This window comes from Streptomyces olivoverticillatus (assembly GCF_014203555.1).
Lineage (GTDB): Bacteria > Actinomycetota > Actinomycetes > Streptomycetales > Streptomycetaceae > Streptomyces > Streptomyces olivoverticillatus.
Genome location: NZ_JACHJH010000001.1, coordinates 372,093 through 392,970, shown reverse-complemented (window position 1 = coordinate 392,970; position 20,878 = coordinate 372,093). Strand labels below are relative to the sequence as shown.

The 20,878-nt window shown below is 72.7% G+C and carries 19 protein-coding genes and 1 pseudogene; 10 read left to right on the top strand and 10 right to left on the bottom strand.

Annotation, left to right across the window (positions count from 1 at the left end):
• Positions 1 to 117 precede the first annotated feature (117 nt).
• The 3 genes from FHS39_RS01760 to sodN form a co-directional block, all read right to left on the bottom strand.
• Positions 118 to 330, bottom strand: coding sequence for a DUF5133 domain-containing protein (locus FHS39_RS01760; RefSeq protein WP_184345958.1), 213 nt, complete (start codon positions 328 to 330; stop codon positions 118 to 120).
• Positions 331 to 462: 132 nt separating this feature from the next.
• Positions 463 to 1,077, bottom strand: a complete 615-nt coding sequence (locus FHS39_RS01755; RefSeq protein ID WP_184345957.1) for a DUF3592 domain-containing protein — start codon at positions 1,075 to 1,077, stop codon at positions 463 to 465.
• A 191-nt stretch (positions 1,078 to 1,268) separates the two neighbouring features.
• Positions 1,269 to 1,664 (bottom strand): superoxide dismutase, Ni, encoded by a 396-nt coding sequence (gene sodN / locus FHS39_RS01750; protein ID WP_184345956.1) that lies wholly within the window; start codon positions 1,662 to 1,664, stop codon positions 1,269 to 1,271.
• A gap of 145 nt (positions 1,665 to 1,809) precedes the next feature.
• Between sodN and sodX the strand changes: the two genes are divergently transcribed.
• Positions 1,810 to 2,265: a nickel-type superoxide dismutase maturation protease gene (gene sodX / locus FHS39_RS01745; protein ID WP_184345955.1), complete on the top strand. Its 456-nt coding sequence runs from the start codon at positions 1,810 to 1,812 to the stop codon at positions 2,263 to 2,265.
• Here sodX and FHS39_RS01740 read toward each other — a convergent pair.
• Positions 2,166 to 2,798: a CGNR zinc finger domain-containing protein gene (locus FHS39_RS01740; protein WP_184345954.1), complete on the bottom strand. Its 633-nt coding sequence runs from the start codon at positions 2,796 to 2,798 to the stop codon at positions 2,166 to 2,168. The genes sodX and FHS39_RS01740 overlap by 100 nt on opposite strands.
• A gap of 223 nt (positions 2,799 to 3,021) precedes the next feature.
• On the opposite strand from FHS39_RS01740, the gene FHS39_RS01735 reads away from it, so the two are divergent.
• Positions 3,022 to 3,504 carry a hypothetical protein gene (locus FHS39_RS01735; RefSeq protein ID WP_184345953.1) on the top strand — a complete coding sequence of 161 codons (483 nt, stop codon included), beginning with the start codon at positions 3,022 to 3,024 and terminating at the stop codon, positions 3,502 to 3,504.
• Positions 3,505 to 3,581: 77 nt separating this feature from the next.
• On the opposite strand, the gene FHS39_RS01730 is transcribed toward FHS39_RS01735, so the two are convergent.
• The 3 genes and pseudogenes from FHS39_RS01730 to FHS39_RS01720 all read right to left on the bottom strand — a co-directional run bounded on the left by FHS39_RS01730 (position 3,582) and on the right by FHS39_RS01720 (position 6,668).
• Positions 3,582 to 4,343, bottom strand: coding sequence for an amino acid ABC transporter ATP-binding protein (locus tag FHS39_RS01730; protein WP_184345952.1), 762 nt, complete (start codon positions 4,341 to 4,343; stop codon positions 3,582 to 3,584).
• A pseudogene (locus FHS39_RS01725) lies at positions 4,340 to 5,290 on the bottom strand (amino acid ABC transporter permease); the annotation flags it as partial. The gene FHS39_RS01730 and the pseudogene FHS39_RS01725, both read right to left, overlap by 4 nt.
• A 412-nt stretch (positions 5,291 to 5,702) precedes the next feature.
• A complete protein-coding gene (locus tag FHS39_RS01720) occupies positions 5,703 to 6,668 on the bottom strand; it encodes an ABC transporter substrate-binding protein (RefSeq protein ID WP_184345951.1) in 966 nt (321 codons plus the stop codon).
• Between the two features lie 596 nt (positions 6,669 to 7,264).
• On the opposite strand from FHS39_RS01720, the gene FHS39_RS01715 reads away from it, so the two are divergent.
• The 3 genes from FHS39_RS01715 to FHS39_RS01705 all read left to right on the top strand — a co-directional run bounded on the left by FHS39_RS01715 (position 7,265) and on the right by FHS39_RS01705 (position 10,991).
• A complete protein-coding gene (locus tag FHS39_RS01715) occupies positions 7,265 to 8,473 on the top strand; it encodes a malic enzyme-like NAD(P)-binding protein (RefSeq protein ID WP_184345950.1) in 1,209 nt (402 codons plus the stop codon).
• Positions 8,474 to 8,626: 153 nt separating this feature from the next.
• Positions 8,627 to 9,589, top strand: a complete 963-nt coding sequence (locus FHS39_RS01710) for a zinc-binding dehydrogenase (protein ID WP_184345949.1) — start codon at positions 8,627 to 8,629, stop codon at positions 9,587 to 9,589.
• A 7-nt stretch (positions 9,590 to 9,596) separates the two neighbouring features.
• Positions 9,597 to 10,991, top strand: coding sequence for a cellulase family glycosylhydrolase (locus FHS39_RS01705; protein WP_184345948.1), 1,395 nt, complete (start codon positions 9,597 to 9,599; stop codon positions 10,989 to 10,991).
• Positions 10,992 to 11,034: 43 nt separating this feature from the next.
• Here the strand turns inward: FHS39_RS01705 and FHS39_RS01700 are convergent, their stop codons facing one another.
• Together FHS39_RS01700 and FHS39_RS01695 are read right to left on the bottom strand one after the other, a co-directional pair.
• On the bottom strand, positions 11,035 to 11,946 hold the full coding sequence (locus FHS39_RS01700) for a PadR family transcriptional regulator (protein ID WP_184345947.1): 912 nt from the start codon (positions 11,944 to 11,946) through the stop codon (positions 11,035 to 11,037).
• Entirely contained in the window at positions 11,946 to 12,779 is an 834-nt protein-coding gene (locus FHS39_RS01695; protein WP_184345946.1) for a DUF4097 family beta strand repeat-containing protein, read from the bottom strand. The genes FHS39_RS01700 and FHS39_RS01695 overlap by 1 nt, the downstream gene beginning before the upstream one ends.
• Positions 12,780 to 12,913: 134 nt before the next feature.
• Here FHS39_RS01695 and FHS39_RS01690 point away from each other — a divergent pair, with 134 nt between their 5' ends.
• Positions 12,914 to 13,714: a hypothetical protein gene (locus tag FHS39_RS01690; RefSeq protein ID WP_184345945.1), complete on the top strand. Its 801-nt coding sequence runs from the start codon at positions 12,914 to 12,916 to the stop codon at positions 13,712 to 13,714.
• Between the two features lie 32 nt (positions 13,715 to 13,746).
• Here FHS39_RS01690 and FHS39_RS01685 read toward each other — a convergent pair whose 3' ends face one another.
• Positions 13,747 to 13,926, bottom strand: coding sequence for a DUF6104 family protein (locus FHS39_RS01685; RefSeq protein ID WP_184345944.1), 180 nt, complete (start codon positions 13,924 to 13,926; stop codon positions 13,747 to 13,749).
• 137 nt (positions 13,927 to 14,063) lie between these two features.
• Between FHS39_RS01685 and FHS39_RS01680 the strand changes: the two genes are divergently transcribed.
• The 4 genes from FHS39_RS01680 (at position 14,064) to FHS39_RS01665 (ending at position 20,834) form a co-directional block, all read left to right on the top strand.
• Positions 14,064 to 14,447 (top strand): CU044_2847 family protein, encoded by a 384-nt coding sequence (locus FHS39_RS01680; protein WP_184345943.1) that lies wholly within the window; start codon positions 14,064 to 14,066, stop codon positions 14,445 to 14,447.
• Positions 14,444 to 16,585 carry a VMAP-C domain-containing protein gene (locus FHS39_RS01675; RefSeq protein ID WP_184345942.1) on the top strand — a complete coding sequence of 714 codons (2,142 nt, stop codon included), beginning with the start codon at positions 14,444 to 14,446 and terminating at the stop codon, positions 16,583 to 16,585. The genes FHS39_RS01680 and FHS39_RS01675 overlap by 4 nt, the downstream gene beginning before the upstream one ends.
• Before the next feature lie 157 nt (positions 16,586 to 16,742).
• The gene (locus FHS39_RS01670; RefSeq protein WP_184345941.1) at positions 16,743 to 17,747 is read left to right on the top strand and encodes an AAA family ATPase; all 1,005 of its coding nucleotides are present in this window, start codon (positions 16,743 to 16,745) and stop codon (positions 17,745 to 17,747) included.
• Positions 17,748 to 17,753: 6 nt separating this feature from the next.
• Entirely contained in the window at positions 17,754 to 20,834 is a 3,081-nt protein-coding gene (locus FHS39_RS01665) for an SAV_2336 N-terminal domain-related protein (protein ID WP_184345940.1), read from the top strand.
• Positions 20,835 to 20,878 lie beyond the last annotated feature (44 nt).

Below are 20,878 nucleotides of genomic sequence, written 5' to 3'. Positions count from 1 at the left end.
CATGATCACGATCGACGGTAGCGGTAAGGAAACGTTTTCCTGGACGGACGGTGACGTGCGGGGGACGGTACGGGCCGTGCGCCGGGCGGCCCGTACCGCCGCCGCTCCGCGGTGATCTCAGGCCGCCGGCGCGAGGGCGCCGGTGCGGGCGAGCAGCTCCCGCGCCGCCGCGAGCGCGTCCTCGACGCGGCGGGTGCCGGTCGAGACGCATAGCGTGTAGGCGGTGTCCTCGACCTGCCGCCGCACGGCCGGGTCGCCCTGGTCCGCGGCGGTGGCGGCGGCGTACCGCTCGACGAGGTTGCGCAGTACGGCGGGGTGGGCCATCAGCATGGGAGTGCTCCTCGGGTCTGCAGGGTGCGCTGTGGTCAGCCGGTCGCCCGCCATGGGATCACGGCCGGGCCCGGCTGCCACCCCAAGTCCGTTGAACACGCAAGGAGTTCGTCACTTCTGTCGCTAGTCAGGTCAGCGCGGCGGGGGCAGCGTCGGGAAGCCGGAGGGCAGTGGCGGCATGTCCGTCGGGCCCGCCGGCAGGTCCGTCGGCATGGGCGGCAGCGCCGGCATGGACGGGGGTGTCGGCAGCGCCGGCAGGCCGGTGGGGCCCTCTTCCGGGCGGTTGTCGGGGACCGTGGGGATGTGCTTGCGCTCCTTGTTGATGTCCGACATGCCCTGGGCGACGGTGAAGAAGATGCCCGCCACCGCCAGGGACACCAGGGTGAAGAACGCGCAGAAGCCGATCTGCACCGCAGCCCTGGCCTTGACCCTGCGGTCCCCCGGCGGCAGGGCCGTCGCCCGGTCGGGCCGTCCGTGCGGATAGCGCACGACGACCGGGTCCCCCTCGAAGACGGTCGCCGAACCGTCCTCCTCGAACCGCCGCTGCTCACCGTCGGGGCCCGTGAACTCGTACACGTGACGCAGCTCGCTCGACGAGGAGCGCTGGTGCCCGCGGCGCCAGACGGTCGTCACAACGTACGTGCGCACGCACCGCCCCTCGGCGGTGAGCCCGCTGTTCCACGCCGCCTTGATGCGGTGCAGCCGGAGGTACGAGAACACTGCGGCGGTGACGGCCCCGACCGCCATGAGCCCGGGTATAGCAGCAAAGAGAACCTTGAACATAAACCCTCGTCAGCTGGATGTTTGTAGACATCCAACCGGATCGGGCCTGGTCTAGGCCATAGCTGAAACCACTAGACGAAACGGGCGTACACGCACGAAGGGCCCCCGGCTCTACAGCCGGGGGCCCTGTCGCTGACACTGCCGTCAGGCGGGCGTCACGCCTTCTTGGTCTCCCAGAAGATGCGGTCGATCTCCGCGATGAGCTCCAGCGCCTTCTCGCCCGTCTTGGGGTCCGTGGAGGCCTTGGCGGCGCTCAGGGCCTTGAGGGTGTCGTTGACGAGCTGGTGCAGCTGGGGGTACTTCTCGAAGTGCGGGGGCTTGAAGTAGTCGCTCCACAGCACCGAGATGTGGTGCTTGGCGAGCTCCGCGCGCTGCTCCTTGATGATCGTGGCGCGGGCGCGGAAGTGCGCGTCCTCGTTGGCCTGGTACTTCTCCTGGACGGCCTTGACCGACTCGGCCTCGATGCGGGCCTGGGCCGGGTCGTACACACCGCAGGGCAGGTCGCAGTGGGCGCTGACCTTCACCTTGGGGGCGAACAGGCGGGAGAGCATGTGCTGTCCTTCCTCGTGATCGTCTTCTCAGGTGCGAGATTACTCGGTGTGGGAAGGCTTTTCTCGGGTGCCCCGGGGGCTCGGGACAAAAGTCCGATGTCAGTCTGGGACCCCGGGCGGAGGATACGGACGCGGAGGTGCCGTGGTGCAGGAGCAAGTGGACGAGCGCGGGCATGAGCTGGACCGCGAGCGTCGCGGACTGCTGCGGATCGGGATTGCCGAGGTCTACAACCCGTCGATGGTGCCGACCCTGAATCCGGGGGACCAGCTGGTCGTCCGGTACGGCGCCGCGGTGCGGCCGGGTGATGTGGTGGTGCTGCGGCATCCCTTCCGGCAGGACCTGCTGATCGTCAAGCGCGTGGTCGAGCGGCGCGAGGGCGGCTGGTGGGTGACGGGGGACAACCCCCTGGTGGAGAACGACAGCCGGGAGTTCGGCACCGTGCCCGACGAGTTCGTCGTCGCCCGCGCCTGGCTGCGGCTGCGCCCGCCGCCGCAGGCCGGTCAGCGCTCGGCGACCGCGCTGCTGTCCTGGCTGGCGTCGGCGGCCAGGCCCGTGCGCGCCGGTGAGCGCTCGCTCTCCAGGCGCTTGCGGGCGCGGTAGGCCGCGACGTTCGCACGGGTGGCGCAGCGGTCGGAGCAGTAGCGGCGCGAGCGGTTGGTCGAGGTGTCCAGGTAGGCGTTGCGGCAGGGCGCGGCCTGGCAGATGCCGAGCCGGTCGACGCCGTACTCGGTGAGGTGGACCGCGAGCCCCATGCAGGCCGTGGCCGTGTAGTTGGCGCCGGCGCTGGCCGCGTGGTCGGCGATGTGCATGTGCCACTTGGGCCGGCCGTCGTCGTCCCGGTGCTCGTGCCCGGAGATCTGGGGGCTGACGGGGAACTCCATCAGCAGCGCGTTGAGCAGGTCCACCGCCCGGACCTCGTCGCCCTCGGCGGCCGCCTCGAAGACCGCACGCAGCCGCACCCGCACCGCGCGCAGCCGGGTCAGGTCGCCGTCGGCCAGCCTGCGGGCCATCTGGGTGCTGGTGCCGAAGAGCTCGCGCACGGCCTCCAGCGAGGTGAGCGTGTCGAGGCCGCGCGACGGCTGCTCGCTGTTGACCAGCCGGACGGCGTAGTCCGAGTAGTAGGCCAGTTCCACGTGTGGTCCCTCTGCCGGCGTGCCCGCGCGGTCGGGGTCACGAGTAGGTAATGGACGGATGTAGATCGAGCGTATTACACGGACGTGTGGCCGTCAGGAGGCCGTCCGGGGGAGGACGAGCGCGAGCCGGAGGGGTCATGTCCGCAAACGCTATGTCGTCATGTACATGCGAGCGCTACCCTTGCGCCGTCCTGCCGGGAATGTGCCACCTGGGGAGCGGATCGTGAGCGCACACGGGGAGCCCGTCTTACCGCACCCGCGCCGCACGGCGCGGGCCGTCGCCCTGCTGACCGCCCTGCTGGTGCTCGCGCCGGTACGGGCCGCGGCGGCGCCCGGCGACGGACCGCCGGACGGACCCCGGCTGGTCCTTGACGAGGCATCGGTCGAAGTGGGGGACACGGCGGGCATCGCCGTCGAGGGCATGACCGGGCGCTGGGACGAGCTGGTGGTCACTTCCCCCGCGCTGACAGGCACCTTGCGCCTGACCCCCGAGACCAAGGGGGCCTCGCACTCGGCGAGCCCTCGGATGCCGCAGTCCCTGATACGGGTCCGCAGCGGCATCCCGCCCGGGACCTACCCGATCACCGCGGATTCTGGTCATCGTCCTACTTCGCCACATCCTGCGGCGGCGCACTGCTCAGAGCAGCCCGGAGAACCGCTTCCTCCCGGGCGTGAACGCCCGGGGTTCCGCGCTAGATCATGCTGAAAACGCCAGCGGCGGTACGGAAAGTCATCCGTACCGCCGCTTCGCCGTATCCGTTTCCTCAGCGCACCTCGGACAGGTCAGAGCACCTTGGACAGGAAGGACTTCGTCCGCTCGTGCTGGGGGTTGGTGAGCACCTCGCGCGGGTTGCCCGACTCGACCACGACGCCCTGGTCCATGAAGACGACCGAGTCGCCGACCTCGCGGGCGAAGCCCATCTCGTGGGTGACGACGATCATCGTCATGCCGTCCTCGGCCAGGCCCCGCATGACGTCCAGGACGTCGCCCACGAGCTCGGGGTCGAGCGCCGAGGTCGGCTCGTCGAAGAGCATCAGCTTGGGCTCCATCGCCAGCGCGCGGGCGATGGCCACGCGCTGCTGCTGGCCGCCGGAGAGCTGCGAGGGGTAGTTCTCCGCCTTGTCCGCCAGGCCGACGCGGTCGAGCAGCTTCAGCGCCCGCTCCCGGGCGACCGCCTTGGACTCGCCCTTGACCTGCATGGGCGCCTCCATGATGTTGGCGACCGCGGTCATGTGCGGGAAGAGGTTGAAGCGCTGGAACACCATGCCGATGTCCCGCCGGTTCTGCGCGACCTCGCTGTCCTTGAGCTCGTACAGCTTGTCGCCCTTCTGGCGGTAGCCGACCAGCTCGCCGTCGACGTAGAGCCGGCCCGCGTTGATCTTCTCCAGGTGGTTGATGCACCGCAGGAAGGTCGACTTGCCGGACCCGGACGGGCCGATGAGGCAGAACACCTCGCGGGGGGCGACCTCGAGGTCGATGCCCTTGAGGACCTGGACGGCGCCGTAGGACTTGTGGACGCCCTCGGCCTTCACCATCGCGTTCATGCGGTGACGCCTCCCTTGGAGCGGTTGCCGAAGGCGGACAGGTTCGCCCGGATCTTCTGCCACGGAGTGAGCGGCAGGCTGCGCAGCGAGCCGCGGGCGTAGTGCCGCTCCAGATAGAACTGACCGACGCTGAAGATGCTGGTCAGGATGAGGTACCAGGTGGCCGCGAGGAAGAGCATCTCCACGGTGGCGCCGGTGGTCTGGCCGATGTCGGACGTGGAGCGCAGCAGCTCCAGGTACTGGGCTGCGCTCGCCGCCAGCGACGAGGTCTTGAGCATGTTGATGAACTCGTTGCCGGTCGGCGGCACGATCACCCGCATGGCCTGCGGCAGCACGATCCGGCGCAGGGTCTTGGCCTGGCTCATGCCCAGCGCGTGCGAGGCCTCGGTCTGGCCCTCGTCGACGGACTGGATGCCGGCCCGCACGATCTCCGACATGTACGCGGCCTCGTTGAGCCCCAGGCCGAGCAGCGCGGCCATGAAGGGGGTCATGAAGTCGCTCATCTCGTCCCGGTAGATCGGGCCGAGGTTGATGTACGGGAAGATCAGCGCGAGGTTGAACCAGAGCAGCAGCTGGACGTAGACCGGGGTGCCCCGGAAGAACCAGATGTAGAGCCAGGAGACCGAGGAGGTCACCGGATTCTTCGACAGCCGCATCACGGCCAGCACGATGCCGAGCACCAGGCCCAGTGCCATGGAGAGCACCGAGATCAGGACGGTCTTGCCGAGACCGGAGATGACGTTGGAGTTGAAGAGGTAGTCCGGGATGGCGTGGTAGTGCACGTTCGCCGAGGCGAAGGCGTTGACCAGCAGTCCCAGCAGGGCGAGCACGACGACGGCGGCGACCCAGCGGCCGTAGTGGCGCACGGGGATGGCCTTGACGGCCTCCGGCTCGACCGCCGTGGCGGTGGCGGTCTTGGCCTTGCCCTTCGCGGGCTCGGGCTCCGGGTCGTCCTTCGGGTCGTCGCCCTTCGGGTCGTCCGCGGGGTCGTCCTTCGGCTGGGGCTTCGGGTCGCCCTCCGGGTCGGCCTCAGGCTCGGGCTCGGCCTTCTCGGCCTCCGGCTCGGCCTTCTCGGCCTTGTCGCCCTCAGGCTTCTCGGCGTCGGGCTTCGCAGCCTCTGCCTCCTCGGCGTCGGCCTTCTCGGTGTCAGCCTTCTCGGGCTTCGCAGCCTCAGCCTTCTTGGCCTCAGGCTTCTTGGTGTCAGCCTTCTCGGCCTTCGGCTCGGGCTTCGCAGCCTCGGCCTTCGGCTCCGGCGGGGTGCCGTCGGCGTCCGGCTTGTCGGGCTTGTCGGCGGAATCAGTCACGGGTATGGCCTTTCAGCGGTCCGTACGAGGAAGGGATCGCAAGCGCGGTCAGCGGTCAGGAACCGCCGTTGACCTTGGCTTCCTTGATGGCGCCCGCCTCGACGCCCCAGGTCTTCAAGACCTTGTCGTACGTACCGTTCTTGAGGGTCGCCTCCAGGGCCGCCCGGAGGGCGTCCCGCAGCTGTGCGTTGTCCTTGGCGACGGCGATGCCGTACGGGGCGGCCTCCACCTGGTCGCCGACCGCCTCGAAGTCGTTTCCGCCACCGGAGGTCTTCACCGCGTAGGCAGCGACGGGGAAGTCGCTGGAGACGGCGTCGACGCCGCCGGCCTTGAGCCGGGTCTGGGCCTCGAGGTCGGTGTCGAAGGCCTCGATGCTGATCTTGCCCTTGTTGTCCTTCTCGCACTTGTCGGACTGCGACTTGGCCATGTCGTCCGAGACGGTGCCGCGCTGGACGGCGACCTTCTTGTCGCACAGGTCGTCCCAGGACTTGATGTCCTTGGTGTCGCCCTTCTTGGTGTAGATCGACACGCCGGCCGTGAAGTAGTCGACGAAGTCGACGCCCTCGCCGACCTTCTTGTGGGTCTTGGGGTCGACGCCCTCCTGCCGGTCCTTGGTGTCGGTCATGGCCGACATGGCCATGTCGTAGCGCTTGGAGCGCAGACCCGTCAGCAGGGTGTCGAAGGTGCCGTTCTCGAACTCGAACCGCACGCCGAGCTGCTTGCCGAGCGCGGCGGCGATGTCGGGGTCGATGCCGACGGTCTTGCCGTCCTTCTTGAATTCGACCGGAGGGTAGGCGATGTCGGAGCCGACCTTGATCACTCCGGCGTCCTGGATCTTCTTCGGCAGCTTGCCGAAGAGCGGAGCGGAGGAGCTCTTGGTCGTCTCACCGGCTTCGTTGCCGGTCTTGTTGCGCTGGTCGCCGCAACCGGTCAGCAGCAGGGCGCCGGCGACCGCGATCGCGCCGGCGGCGGCCAAACGATTCCTGGCAGCAGCCGGGCGAGAGGTGGTGCTTGCGGTCATTGCTGGTTCCTCCTGCAGGTGAGGGGATAGCCGACTGGAAAACACTTTGAACACATGCCCTGAACACACGTGTTTTTGCGGTCCCGACAAGGCCAAAGCACACTTCCTCGTGTGCCGCGACCTCGTGCGGTGTGCGCATCTTGCCATCCGGACTGCCCCATTCGGGGGGCCAGCGATGTCAAAATCGGATAACAGGTGATCGCTGTGCGGTTACCGGGTGGTTCCAGGCCATGAGTACACGGTTCCCGGTCGGCCGCCACCTCTTCGCGAGACCCACGTCACGTCCGTTGTGTCTCACTCCATGGACATCCGGCCGGTCCGGCCACCCGTTGGCATGGTTTCGACGCGATCGTGCCCGCCCGGGCGCCGTCCCGGCCGGATCCCGGCCCCGTTCACGCCGGGAACTCACTCGTCGGCCGTAGCGCTCATCCGGTAGAAATGCGAGTCACACCCCTCACCCGGGGCCTTGGGCGCACATGTGGCGCGCCCGCGAGTGTCCGTTCGTACCACCTCTGTCACGGACACGGTGCCCGACCCGCTCCACAACCACGGGGGCGGTTACCCTCGACAGCAATTCGACAAAGGGGTCAAGAAAAGTGGCAGCGGAGATCGTGAATCCTCGCAGCGACAGTGGTGCGGACGAAGGCGAGCAGTTCTTCGATCCGGCCTTCGCGCTGCACCGGGGCGGCAAGATGGCCATCCGGGCAACCGTTCCCGTGAAGGACAGGGACGATCTGTCCCTCGCCTACACGCCGGGCGTCGCCAAGGTGTGCAGCGCCATCGCGGAGAAGCCGGAACTGGTGCACGACTACACCTGGAAGTCCCAGGTCGTCGCGGTGGTGACCGACGGCAGTGCGGTGCTCGGGCTCGGGGACATCGGTCCCGAGGCGTCCCTGCCCGTCATGGAGGGCAAGGCGATCCTCTTCAAGCAGTTCGGCGGCGTCGACGCCGTGCCGATCGCGCTCGACTGCCGCGAGGTGGACGAGATCGTCGACACCGTGGCCCGCCTCGCGCCCTCGTTCGGCGGCATCAACCTGGAGGACATCTCCGCGCCGCGCTGCTTCGAGGTCGAGCGCAAGCTCCAGGAGCGCCTGGACATCCCCGTCTTCCACGACGACCAGCACGGCACCGCCGTCGTCACCCTCGCAGCGCTGCGCAACGCCGCGCGACTGACCGGGCGCACGCTCGGCGAGCTGCGTGCGGTGATCTCCGGTGCGGGCGCGGCCGGAGTGGCCATCGCCAAGATCCTGGTCGAGGCCGGCATCGGCGACGTGGCGGTCTGCGACCGCAAGGGGATCGTCTCCCTGGACCGCGCCGACCTGACGGACGTCAAGCGGAATCTGGCCGGATTCACCAACAAGGCCGGCCTCTCCGGAACGCTGGAGACCGCGCTGGACGGCGCCGACGTCTTCATCGGCGTCTCCGGCGGCACCGTCCCCGAGGCCGCGGTCGCCACCATGGCCAAGGAAGCACTGATCTTCGCGATGGCCAACCCCACGCCGGAGATCCACCCGGACGTCGCCCACAAGTACGCGGCCGTGGTCGCCACCGGCCGCAGCGACTACCCGAACCAGATCAACAACGTCCTCGCCTTCCCCGGCATCTTCGCGGGCGCCCTCCAGGTGCGTGCCTCGCGGATCACCGAGGGCATGAAGCTGGCGGCGGCGGAGGCGCTGGCCGCGGTGGTGGCGGACGAGCTGAGCGCCGACTGCGTGATCCCCTCGCCCTTCGACGAGCGCGTCGCCCCGGCGGTCACGGCCGCCGTGGCCGCGGCCGCCCGCGCCGACGGCGTGGCCGGGCGCTGAGCCTGCCGTCCTGACGAACGCCGGACGGGCCCGAACGGGTCCGTCCGGCGTTTTCGTGTTCCCGGGCCCGGCATCCGCCGCCGGACGGGACGCGGCGTGTGTCACACCGCCGTGAGGTTCCGCCGTGCGCGCCCCCGGGTCTAGGTTCGGATCATGTTCGCCGCCTATGCCGCACGCATCGACCGTGACCAGCCGCTGAACGGCCTCGTCCTGGGGGAGCGCCCCGAGCCCGAGGCGCGGCCCGGCTGGACGACCGTCAACGTCAAGGCCGCCTCGCTCAACCACCACGACCTGTGGTCGCTGCGCGGCGTGGGGCTCGGTGAGGAGGCCCTGCCGATGATCCTCGGCTGCGACGCCGCCGGGACCGACGAGGACGGCAACGAGGTCGTCCTGCACTCCGTCATCGGCCAGAGCGGCCACGGCGTGGGCCCGGACGAGCCGCGCTCCATTCTCACCGAGCGCTACCAGGGCACCTTCGCCGAGCGGGTCTGCGTGCCCACCTGGAACCTGCTGCCCAAGCCGCAGGAGCTCTCCTTCGAGGAGGCCGCCTGCCTGCCCACCGCCTGGCTGACCGCCTACCGGATGCTGTTCACCAACGCGGGCGTGCGCCCCGGCCAGAGCGTCCTGGTCCAGGGCGCCGGCGGCGGGGTCGCCACCGCGGCGATCGTGCTGGGCGCCGCGGCCGGGCTGCGGATCTTCGCGACCAGCCGGGACGAGGCCAAGCGCAAGCGGGCCGTCGAGCTCGGTGCGGAAGCCGCCTTCGAGCCGGGGGCGCGGCTGCCGCACCGGGTCGACGCCGTCATCGAGACCGTGGGCGCCGCCACCTGGTCGCACTCGGTCAAGTCCCTCAAGCCCGGTGGCACGCTCGTCATCTCCGGCGCGACCAGCGGCCCCAACCCGCCGGCCGCCGAGCTCACCCGGATCTTCTTCCTGGAGCTGAAGGTCGTCGGCTCGACCATGGGCACCAAGGAGGAGCTGGCGGACCTGCTGAGCTTCTGCGCGGCCACCGGTGTCCGCCCGGTGATCGACTCCGTGCTGCCGCTGGACCGGGCGCGCGAGGGCTTCGAGAAGATGGCCGGTGGCGACCTGTTCGGAAAGGTCGTCCTGACGGTATGAACGGCGGATGCCGAAGAGACGTCTCTGCACGGCGGGGCCTGCGCTGGCCGCGGCCCTGGCACTGCTCGTACCCGGCACCGCACAGGCACGTCCGCAAGCGCCGCCGCCGCTGACCGACGAGCGCGGCCGCGCGCTCACCCTGCACGGATGGAACCTCGCGGACAAGGACCACCGCGGGGAGGACGCCCTGTCGGGCATCACCGAGCGGCACCTGCGCGACATGGCGGGCCGGGGGTTCAACCTCGCCCGCCTGGCCGTCTTCTGGGACGACCTGGAGCCGCGGCCCGGCCGGTACAGCGAGCGCTATCTGAGGAAGATCGAGCGGATCCTGGACTGGGCGCACACCTACCGCATCCGGGTGGTGGTCGACGCCCACCAGGACGTCTACGGGCCCGGGTTCGGCGGCCACCGCGGCATCCCGGAGTGGGCCACGCGCACCGACGGCCTGCCGTACCGGCCCCACCCCGACGACTGGTTCGCGGAGTACTTCGAACCGGGCGTGCAGGCCGCCTTCGAACACCTCTACGGCGACGCGGACCTGCGGCGCGCCCAGGCCCGGATGTGGCAGGTGCTCGCCGGCCGGCTGGCCGACCATCCCGCCGTGTTCGGCTACGACCTGATCAATGAGCCGATGGGCAGGCTCCTTCCGGGCGAGGACCTGCCGACCGCGGCGCGGCGCGTGGAGTCCACCCGGTTGACGCCCATGTACCGGCGCATCGCCGAGGCGATCCGCCGCGTCGACCGCAAGCACTGGCTGTTCATCGAGCCGACCCCGGCGGCGGGTGAGGGCATCCCCACCGGTCTGGGCCGCATCCCCGACCCCAAGGTCGTCTACGCCCCGCACTTCTACAACGCCGCCATGGAGGCCGGGCGCGACTACGACCCCGCCTCCGGCTGGCTGGAGCGCTACGAGGCGGCGGTGGTCCGCTATCCGCGCGAACACCGGCTGCCGGTGGTGGTCGGCGAGTGGGGCCCGCTGAACAGCGCGCTGCCGCACATGGGGCGCTTCTACGAGGACGCGCTGGCGTCGATGGGCCGCTACGCGTCGGGGTGGGCGAGCTGGGAGTGGTGTTACGGCGGTGCGTACTGCGCACTGGACGGGAACGGGCGCTTCCAGGCGAACAAGGAGCGCACGGCCTCTCCGTATGCGGCCGCTGTGGCGGGGGAGGTCCGAAGTGCCTCGTACGAGGCCGGTCGCTACCGGCTGGAGTACCGGGCCCGCGGGGGCGGGGTGACGGAGGTGTCGGTGCCGCCGGGGCCGGGCGGTTGGGCCGTGCGGGTGTCGGGCCCGGTCCGTGCCGACGCCGCGGTGGTACGGCCCGGGGAGCGGCGCACGGTGCGCGTGCGCGCAACGGGGCCGGGTGCGGTGACGGTGACGGTCCTCGAACGCCGGACGGCCTGATCCAGGCGTGTCCGGCGTCCGGGGACGACGTGCGTCGGCGCGATCAGGGGTGCGCCCGCAGCGCCTCGCTCACCCGAGCCGCCGTCTCCGTCAAATGGGTGCGGATCTCGGCCAGTTGATGGGCCGTGACCCCGTGGTCCCGCGCCGCGTCGCGGACCCCGTCCCGGAAGCGGTCCAGCAGCCGGTCCAGGTCGCGGGCGGGGTCCTTGGACAGGATGTCGTCCGCCCGCTCGACCGTGATCGTCGGAGCCGGGGCCGAGGCCGCAGGCCCCCGGCCGGCCAGCGCGCCGAGCTCCTGGGCCAGGGTGCTCACACCCTCGACGATGCCGGTCGGCCAGTCGCCGTGCTGCGCGTGCTCGCGGACCTCCTGCTGCACCCGCTCCGTGATGCGCCGCACCTCCTCCCGCGCGTTCTCCTGCGCCTTGCGCGCCTGGCGGCGGGCCGTCTGCGCGTCCTGGCGGGCGCGGCGGCTCTCCTCCTTGGCGCGGCGGGCCTGCTCCATCCACTCTTCCTTGGCCTTGCGCAGCTCCTCCTTCGCGCCGGCCAGGTAGTCGCCGCCCGGGTCCGTACGGGTCTGGGTCGCGGCCTCGCGCATCTGGCGGCGCAGGTCCTCCGCGCCGCCGCGCACGTCCTCCTGGATGTCGGCGGCGAGCGCGGCGAGGGAGTCGCGGATCTCCAGTTCGAGATCGGCCAGCTCGCCCCCGCGGTCGGCGAGTTCGGCCCGCCCGGCGTCGGTGATGGAGTAGACCTTGCGGCCGCCCTCGGTGGTGTGGGTGACCAGGCCCTCGGCCTCGAGCTTGGCGAGGCGGGGGTAGACGGTGCCGGCGGAGGGTGCGTACAGCCCCTGGAAGCGCTCCTCCAGCAGGCGGATGACCTCGTAGCCGTGGCGCGGCGCCTCGTCGAGCAGCTTGAGCAGGTACAGGCGGAGGCGGCCGTGGGCGAAGACGGGGGGCATCAGAGGACCTTTCCCTGGGTCGGAGGCTTGCGCAGGAGTGCGACCGCTCCGGAGACAGTGGTGAGTTTGAGCTGGCCGCCGCCCGACCCCAGCCGGCCGGTGATGCGCTTGGCGCCCCACTGGCCGCTGATCCGCAGGTCTTCGAAGGCGCACGAGACGGCGCCGGTGGTGGTGTTGGCGTCCACCTCGGCGTCGACCGGCTGCGGCAGCCGGATCGCGATCTCGCCGGAGACGGTGGTGAGGGCGAGGGAGGGCTGCCGGGCGTCGGCGGCGAGATCGACGGTCATGTCGCCGCCGACCGAGTCCGCCTTGACCGCGGGTGCCGTGCTCTCGATGAGCGTCAGGTCGCCGGAGACGGAGTTGAAGCGCAGCTCGCCGCCGAGCGCCTGGGCCTCCAGCCGCCCGGAGACCGTGTCGGCGCGCACCGGCCCGCTCACCCCGACGAGCGTGGTGTCGCCGGAGACGCCGCGGACCTCGGTGGCGCCCGAGATGCCCGAGACGACGGCGGTCGCACCGACGACCCCGACCTCGACGCGGGTGGCGGTCGGCACCGAGAGGGTGACCGTGACGCTGCGCCGCCATCCCTTGACGTCGAACCACTTGAGGAAGCCCTTCCAGGGCAGGTCGTCGTAGGTGACGGTGAGGATGCCCGCCTCGTGGGTGACCACCAGCGGCGGCCCCTCGATGTGGGACAGCTCCAGCCTGGCGGGCCCGGAGTCGGTGCCCACGACGTTGACGGTGCCGCTGACGATGCGCACGTTCAGCCCGGTGACGGGCTCTTCGATGGTGAGCTTCTGCGGTTCGGCGAGTGACCACTCGGACTGGGCCGGCATGCGGAGCCTCCTGCGTAAGGGCGAACGGCACAAGGGCACGAGGCCCTCGACGCAACATATCGCGTATCTCGATAGACACGATATATCGCGGGCTCGGGAAGTCAAGGGGCCCTGAGGTGGCATAGCGTTGGTGCATGTCCGCTACTGATCACAGCCCGGCGGCGGGGGTCCTGCTGCTCTGCCGGGCCGAGCCCCACCGCGTCCGACCGTCCGCGCAGTTGCTGCGCGAGCCCCTGCTGCTCGCACCGGCGGGCGACTGGAGCGTGCTGGTGCCGGGCCGGGACTCCTGGCGGGAGGAGGACGCCAACCTCGCCGCCGTGACGGCCGAGTGGGCGCACGCGCTGACCGTCGCCGAGCCGTGGCCGGCGGTGGGCCTGTGGTGGGACGAGGAAGGCGCGGGCTTCGTGGTGGCGGCGGGCTTCCGCCGCACGGCCGGATACACCTGGCTGGCGGACGGCTCGCCGCTCGGCGACGAGAGCGCGATGACGGCGCTGCGGGCCCGGCTCGGGCTCGACCCGGTCTTGGATGCGGCCGCCTTCGACCGGCTGACGCGGCCGGATTCGGACGCGGACGCACCGGCCCGGGTGCTGGGGCTGATCGCCGTGCTCGCCCGCGCGGGCCTGCGCCTGCCGCCGGGGCTCGCGCCCGGTACGAGCGCGCAGTCGCTGCGGGACGCGGTGGGGATGCTCGCCTCGGCCGAGGCGGTGGAGTGGCCGGGCTGGCGGCAGGCGGTGCGCACCGGCCTCGACGGCGAGTGGATATGGGGCACCAAGGCGCGGGCCCTCGGCGGGGCCGAGGTCGCGGTGGGGCTGGGGCTGCTCGCCCTCTCCCGGCGGAGGCGCGGGCGCGCCTGGCAGGTGGCGGGCGCGGCGCTGTTCGCCGACGGCGCCCTGACCCTGGCCTACGACGCGTGGCGGGGGCGCCGGAAAGGCTGAGCCGCCCGGCCGGCGCCCGCGGAGCGGGAGTCCTACTCGTCGTCCTCGTCGTCCAGGCGGGCCAGCCAGGTCGCCAGGCGCTCCACCGGCACCTCGAAGTCCGGGTTGAGGTCGACGAACTCGCGCAGGCGCTCGGCCACCCAGCCGAGGGTGACCTCCTCCTCGCCCCGCCGGTTCTCCAGCTCCTCGATGCCGCGGTCGGTGAAGTACAACGTGAACTCCGTCAGGAATAGTCGATGGTCATACCCAGAATAGGCGTGACCGTATCCGTCCCGGCCCCTCGCGTCCGTGCCGTGCGGGCACTAGCCTGCTGTGCCTGCTGGAGGGACGCGGTAGCGGGGGGTGGCGCGTGGCTGACGGGATCACACAAGTCAGGCTCGACGACGGCACGGTCGTCTGGGCGCGGGTGACGGAGGCGCAGGAACTCGGGGGACACGGCGGCGGGGGCTTCGAGGACTCCAGCGCCGCCCAGCGGGTGGCCGACCTGGCGGGCGGCCTCGCCGACACCGTGCGCGGAGTTGCCGACTCCGTGCGCATGGGGCTCGCCGCGGCCCGGCCGGACGAGGTGTCCGTGGAGTTCGGCATCGAGCTGTCCGCCAAGGCGGGCCGCGTCATCGGCCTGCTGGCCGACGGCGAGGGCAAGGCGGCCGTCACCGTGACCCTCACCTGGAACGAGCGCCGGGCGGAGGGGACGCCCGCCGGTCCGGCGCCCGCGACCCCCGGTACCCCTTGAGCGCCCTGGACGGCACCGCGCGCCGGGCCGTCGTGCGCATTTCCGCGCCCGGCGGCGGGTATGACCGCAGCGGTGCCCGGTTCTGGGGCAGCGGCTTCTTCATCGCCCCCGGGTGGGTGCTGACCTGTGCCCATGTCGTGGGAAACGGCGGTGGTGACGTGCTCCGCGGCGATACGGCCATCGACGTCACCGACTGGCGCGACCGCACCACCAAGGGCCGGGTGGCGCTCGCCCTGCCGCTGCCCGACGACCCCGACCTGCCGCCGCGCCGCTGGCCGCTGCCCGACCTCGCCCTGGTGGAGGTGGCCGGCGCCGAGGACGCCGAGTGCCTCTGGCTGAGCGACCGCTCGGCGGTCGTCCCCGCCCCGATCACCCTGTACGGCTGGTCGCAGGAGATGGGCGAGCTCGCCCCCCGCTTCGGCGTGGGCACCGCCAGCGGCGGTGACGGCAGCGACGGCAGCGCCATGCTGCTGCGCGGCGAGATACCCGTCGCCGGATGCTCGGGCGGGCCCGTCGTGGACACCGGCCGCGGCGCCGTCATCGGCCTCAGCAAGGGGCGCGGCCAGGACACGGCGGGCCTCGCCGTGCCCGTCACCGCCCTGCGCCGGATCGCCAACGACCGGCCCGGCCGCGACCGGCTGCATGCCATCATCCGCGCCCACGACCGCCACCACCTGCGCCGCTACCAGACCGTCGGCACAGGCGGCAGCTGGACGGGCCTGCAGCAGGCGCTGCGCGCCCTACCCGCCGACGGCTTCACGCCCGTCCTGCGCACCCACCTCTTCGCCCGGCTCGCCGAGCTCACCCCGCCCCGCACGCCCGGCGAGGTGATGCTGCTGGTCGAGGAGGCCAAGCGCCGGGTGATCCAGGCCCCCTACCAGCCCGGCGTCGAGCACGACCCGCGCGCCTGGCGGGAGGGCGTGGGCCTGCTCTACGACCTGCGCGACGGCGGCCCCGCCAAGGAGCCGGGCCAGGCCCCCGGCCGGGATCTGGAGCTGGAGGCGGTCCTGCTCTACGCGTCCCGGGTGGCCGCGGCCGTCAGTAGGCAGCAGCAGCCCGCCGACGCCGAGCCGCTGCGCGAGCTGGGCAACTGGCTCACCACCCACGCCGAGCCGCTGCCCGACGTCATCCGCGAGGAGATCGACCAGATCCTGCACGGTGGCGCCGTGGACGGCCCCGAAGACCCCGGGCCGGCCCCGCAGGGCAAGGTCGAACTGCGCAAGACCCGGCGCCGCGACGTGGCGCCCGGCGTGCCCGACGAACGCGCCCGCGCCGATGTGATCGTCGAGGTCGACCCCCTGCTCTACGGCAGCCGTTACCCCTGGCGGGTGAAACTGCTGCGCGAGGACGGCCTCGTCACCCCCCTCTGCTCCGACGAGGAGGGCGTCCCCCGCCACCGGCTGCACGAGGCGCTGCGCGAGCCGATCGCCGAGGCCCTGCGCCAGGGCGACGTGGGGGAGCACCTGGCGGCCGTCCACGTGGTGCTCCCGCGCGAGCTGTTCGACGAACCGCTGGACTCCTGGCGGCTGTCGCCGCCGGGCGCCGAGGACGACGGGATCGACCCGCACACCATGCCGCTCGGGCACCGCCGCGTGGTCGTCGTGCGCGACCGGCGCCGTCGCGACTTCCCGGCGATACCGGAGTGGCGCAGGCGCTGGAGCGGGATGGCCCGGGGCCCGCTGACCGCGGTGCCGCTGCGCCGGGAGGTCCCCGTCAAAGGGCACGACGGGCCGGGCCGGGAGAGCAGGCACGCGGCCTACGGGCGGCTGTCCGACGTCGCCGACACGGCCGTGCCCGTCTTCTGCGGCGAGGTGGCCACCGGAGCGGGGGCCAGCGCGATGCAGGCGGCGCTCGCGGCCGGCCACGCCGTGGTGATCTGGCGCAGATGCGCCACCGGTCATACGGATTGCGCCGAATTTCACCGGCAGGTGTCCCGGCTCGTGTGCGAGGCCGAGACCGCCGAGGGGCTCCACCGCCGCATCCGCAACCTCCGGATCCGCTGCGGCGACCCCGACGCGCCCGACCCCGAAGTGCTCTGGGCTCAGTCGATTGCCCTGCTCTTCGACTCGCCCGACAGCCCACCGCTGCCCGACACGCCGCTGCACGCCCCCGGCGCGCGGCCCGGCGGCGCACCATGACGGCACGTCAAACAGTTGACAGCAGGCGGCAGAAGGGGTCGGCAGGCAGACCTCGGGCCGGTACCTTCGAGCGGGGAGGCAAGCAGGTACCGGCACGGACCTCGGGGCCCCGGGTGCAGCACGCCCCGACGTCACCACCAGCGACGAGGAGCCCAGTGTGAACGATTGGCGCATCTACCGGGGAGCCGGCCTGCCGCACGACGGGATCCGGCGGCTGCCCCCGCCCCCGCCCTGGCGGGACTTCGCCTCCGCCGGGCCCGACACCGGAGCGGACACGGACGCCAGTGCCGCCCGCAGGCTCGGAGTGCTGCGCCGCCTGGTCGAGAACCACCACCCGCGCCCCGAAGAGGTGGAGGCCGTCAACGCCGCCCTCTACCTGCGCCGTCCACTGCTGGTCACCGGCAACCCCGGCACCGGCAAGTCCACGCTCGCGCACGCCGTCGCCTACGAACTGGGCCTGGGCAGGGTGCTGCGCTGGCCTATCGTCAGCCGCTCCGCCCTGCGCGACGGGCTCTACCACTACGACGCCATAGCCCGCCTGCAGGACGTCCAGCTGGAACGGGCCGGCGGCGAGGAGGGCGAGCGCCGCTCCATCGGCTCGTACGTGCGCCTGGGGCCGCTCGGCACCGCCCTGCTGCCGGTGTCCAAGCCGCGCGTGCTGCTCGTCGACGAGCTCGACAAGAGCGACCTGGACCTGCCCAACGACCTCCTGAACGCCCTGGAGGAAGGGGAGTTCCACCTCCCGGAGCTGGAGCGCATCGCCGACCGCGAGCCCGACGTGGAGGTGCTCACCGACGACGGCGGGCGGGCCGTCGTGCACGGCGGCCGGGTGCGCTGCACCACGTTCCCGCTGATCGTGCTCACCTCGAACGGCGAGCGCGACTTCCCGGCCGCCCTGCTGCGCCGCTGCATCCAGCTCGACCTGGAGGCGCCCGGCGAGGAGCAGCTGACGGCCATGGTCAGAGCCCACCTGGGCGACGACGCGGTGACCGACGGCGACGCGCTCATCCAGCGCTTCCTCGACCGGGAACCCGGCGAGGTCATCGCCGCCGACCAGCTGCTCAACGCCCTCTTCCTCACCCAGCACGCGCCCCGCACCGAACGCGTCACCCGCGAGCGGCTCGCGGACATGCTCATGCAACCACTGGACCGTCCGAGGTGATGAAAGATGACGGCGCCCCACGGCCCACGGCTGGGGCAACTGGTCGCCCGGCTGCGGACGGCGGCCCTGGACCTCACGGCGGAGGAGCTCGCCGACGCCGTCTGGCTGGCCCAGTGGGTCACCGCGGCCGGGCAGCCGGACGGCGGGCGGCACCCGGCCGCCGAGGCCGGGCGGCCCGCCGCGCACCCCACCCCTGACGAAGCGCCGTGGCAGCCGCCGGACGCCGCCCCGCGCCCGGCCCAGGGCCAGGGCCCCCGCGGGCGCACGCGCCGCGCCGAGGCCTCGGGACCGGTCTCGCTCTACGCGGAAGGCAGCCACCCGCAGGCCGTCGACGCCACCTTCCCCATACGCGTCCCCATGGCCGCCTCCCTGCCCGGCCTCCTGGGCCTGCAGCGCGCCCTGCGGCCCCTGCGCGGCTACCGCACGCTCGCCGCGCCCGTGCGCGGCCCCCTCGACGAGAACGCCACCGCCGAGGACGGCGCCCGCACCGGTGTCCTGGACCCCGTCTACCGGCCCGGCGAACGGCGCGCCGCCTCCATGCAGCTGCTGATGGACACCTCCCCGTCCATGGTGGTCTGGGAGCGGATGCTGGAGGAACTGCGCCAGACCTGCGCCCAGTTGGGTGTCTTCCGCGACGTCCGCGTGCGCTATCTGCACCGCGACGCCGACGGCACGCCCCTGATCGGCACCACCGCCGCGCCCGGCACCGCCGCCCACCACCGGCCGCGCCCCGCCGACCAGTTCCGCGACCCCACCGGCAGCCGCCTCACCCTGGTCATCAGCGACTGCGTGGGCCCCCTGTGGCAGGAGGGGCGCGCCCAACGCCTGCTGCACCACTGGGCGCTGACCTCGCCGCTGGCCATCGTCCAGCCCCTGCCGCCCCGGCTGTGGCCGCGCACCGCGCTGCCTGCCGAGGCGGGTCTCCTCACCCGCGACCCCGCCACCGGCGGCAAGCTGCGCTTCGACCCCGACGGCTACGGCCCGCCGCCCGGCCCCGGCGCCCTGCCCGTACCGCTGCTGCTGCCCACCGGCGAGGCGCTCGGCACCTGGGCCCGGCTGCTGTCCGGCCCCGGGCGCACCGTCGTGCACGGTGCCGCCGGATGGCTGCTGCCCGACCACCCCGCCCGGACCGGGCCCGCGCCCGGGGGGCAGGACGCCCGCGGCGCCGACGAACTGCTGCGGGCCTTCCGGGCCGGCGCCTCGCCGGGTGCGCTGCGCCTCGCCGTCCACCTGGCCGCGGTGCCGCTGACGCTGCCCGTGATGCAGGTGGTGCAGCGGGCCATGCTGCCCGACACCGGCCCCATGGAGCTGGCCGAAGTGCTGCTCAGCGGCCTGCTGTGGGAGCTGCCCGCCGGCTCGGCCCCGGACGACGTCACCGGCCCGCGCTACGAATTCGCCGACGGCGTCCGCGAGATGCTGCTGCACGACCTCGACCAGAGCGCGGCGGCCCTCGTGCTCAAACACTGCTCGGACTACGTCGAACGCCACTTCGGCAAGGGCGCCCGCAACTTCTCCGCGCTCGCCGCCGCCCAGCTCTCCGGCCGGCCCGCCGCCCAGGAGGCCGTGCCGCCCGAGGCCGCCCTCGCCGCCGAGCCCGAACTCTTCGCCAAGGTCCCCGCCCGGGTGGTCCGCTGGTACCAGCCCGTGCCCGCCGTCGGCGGCCCCGTCGGCGAAGCCGAACGGCTGCTGCGCCTGTGGCACGTCCAGGCCGACCCCACGCTGCTGCACGAGGCCCGCACCCACGCCGAACCGGCCGCCCGGCGACCACTGGACGCCGACGACCCGGCGGAGGACATACGCGCCCGCATCGTCCTCGGCGGCGTGCTGCGCGCGCTGGCCGGGACCGAGTCCGTACGCCACGACACCGACCGGCTGCACACCATCCTGACGGAGGCCGTCACCCTGCTCAGCGAGGCCTACGACCACACCGAGCCGGGCACGGACCGGCACACCGAAGCCGCCCTGGAGCTGGCCGCCGTCCACCACGCCCGCTGGTCCGCCGACGGCGACCGCGCCCACCTGCTGGCCGCCGAGCGCATCCTGCGCACCCTGCCCGCCGGCACGGCCGTGCGCCACCTGCGGCTGGGCCGGGTGCTCCTCGCCCTGGCCCGCGGGGTCCCCGGCGGCCGTCCGTACCCCACGGATCCGTACGGCGTGGACCCGTACGCCACCGAGGCGGCCGCCGAGTTCACCGCCGCCTGCCGGATCCTGGAGGAGGCCGACGCCCCCGCCGTGCAGCGCTGCGCCGCCCTCCTCGACCTCGCCCGGGCCCTGCGCCTGTCCGCCGCGCCCGCCCCCGACGTCCTCGGCGTGCTGGCCCGCGCCGAGGAGGCGGCCGCCGACGACGCCCAGCGGCTGCGCTGCCGCACCGAGCAGGCCCGCGCCCACGCCGGTGCCGCCGCATGGCCCGAGGCCGACGAGGCGTACGCCGCGGCCGTCTCCCTCACCGGACCGCACAGCGTCCGGCGCTGCGAACTGCTCGTGGAGTGGGGCGAGTCGCTGCTGCGGCGCGCCGCGGACACCACCCGCCCCGAAACGGCCCCGCGCCCGGAGCGGATCGCCCGCGCGGAGGGCGTGCTGCGCGAGGCCTTCGCGGTCAGCCCGTCGAAGTCGCCGCTGCGTTCGCGCACCCAACTCCTGCTGGGCCGCGCCCTGGTGCTGCGGTTCGGCAGGCAGGGCTTCCTGCCCGACCTCTACGAAAGCTGCCACCTGCTGGAACAGGCGGCCCGCCGCGCCCCGGACGGTGCCCTGCGGGCCGAGGCATGGCTGGAGCTGGGCACCGCCCGGCTGGCGCTGGCCGAGCGGGCGGGCACGGTGCCGGTGGCCGACGCGGCGGCGGCCTTCGACACCGCGGCCAAGGAGGCCCGGCGCGTGCCCGGCGAGGACGGACCGGGCTCGGTGACGGCCGCCCGCGCCCTGCACCGCTACGGCGCGGCCCTGGAGCGCATGGGGCTGCCCCGGGCGGCCCTGGCCGCCTACCGTGACGCGCAGCGCGAATGGCGGGAGCTGACCTCCCGGCTGGCCGAAGTGGACTGGGCCGAGGTCCAGACCACCCGGCAGTGCGTCGCACGCCTTACCGGCGGATGACCGGACCCGGTCCGAACGTGTTTCCGCTTTACGGGCGTTGGGAA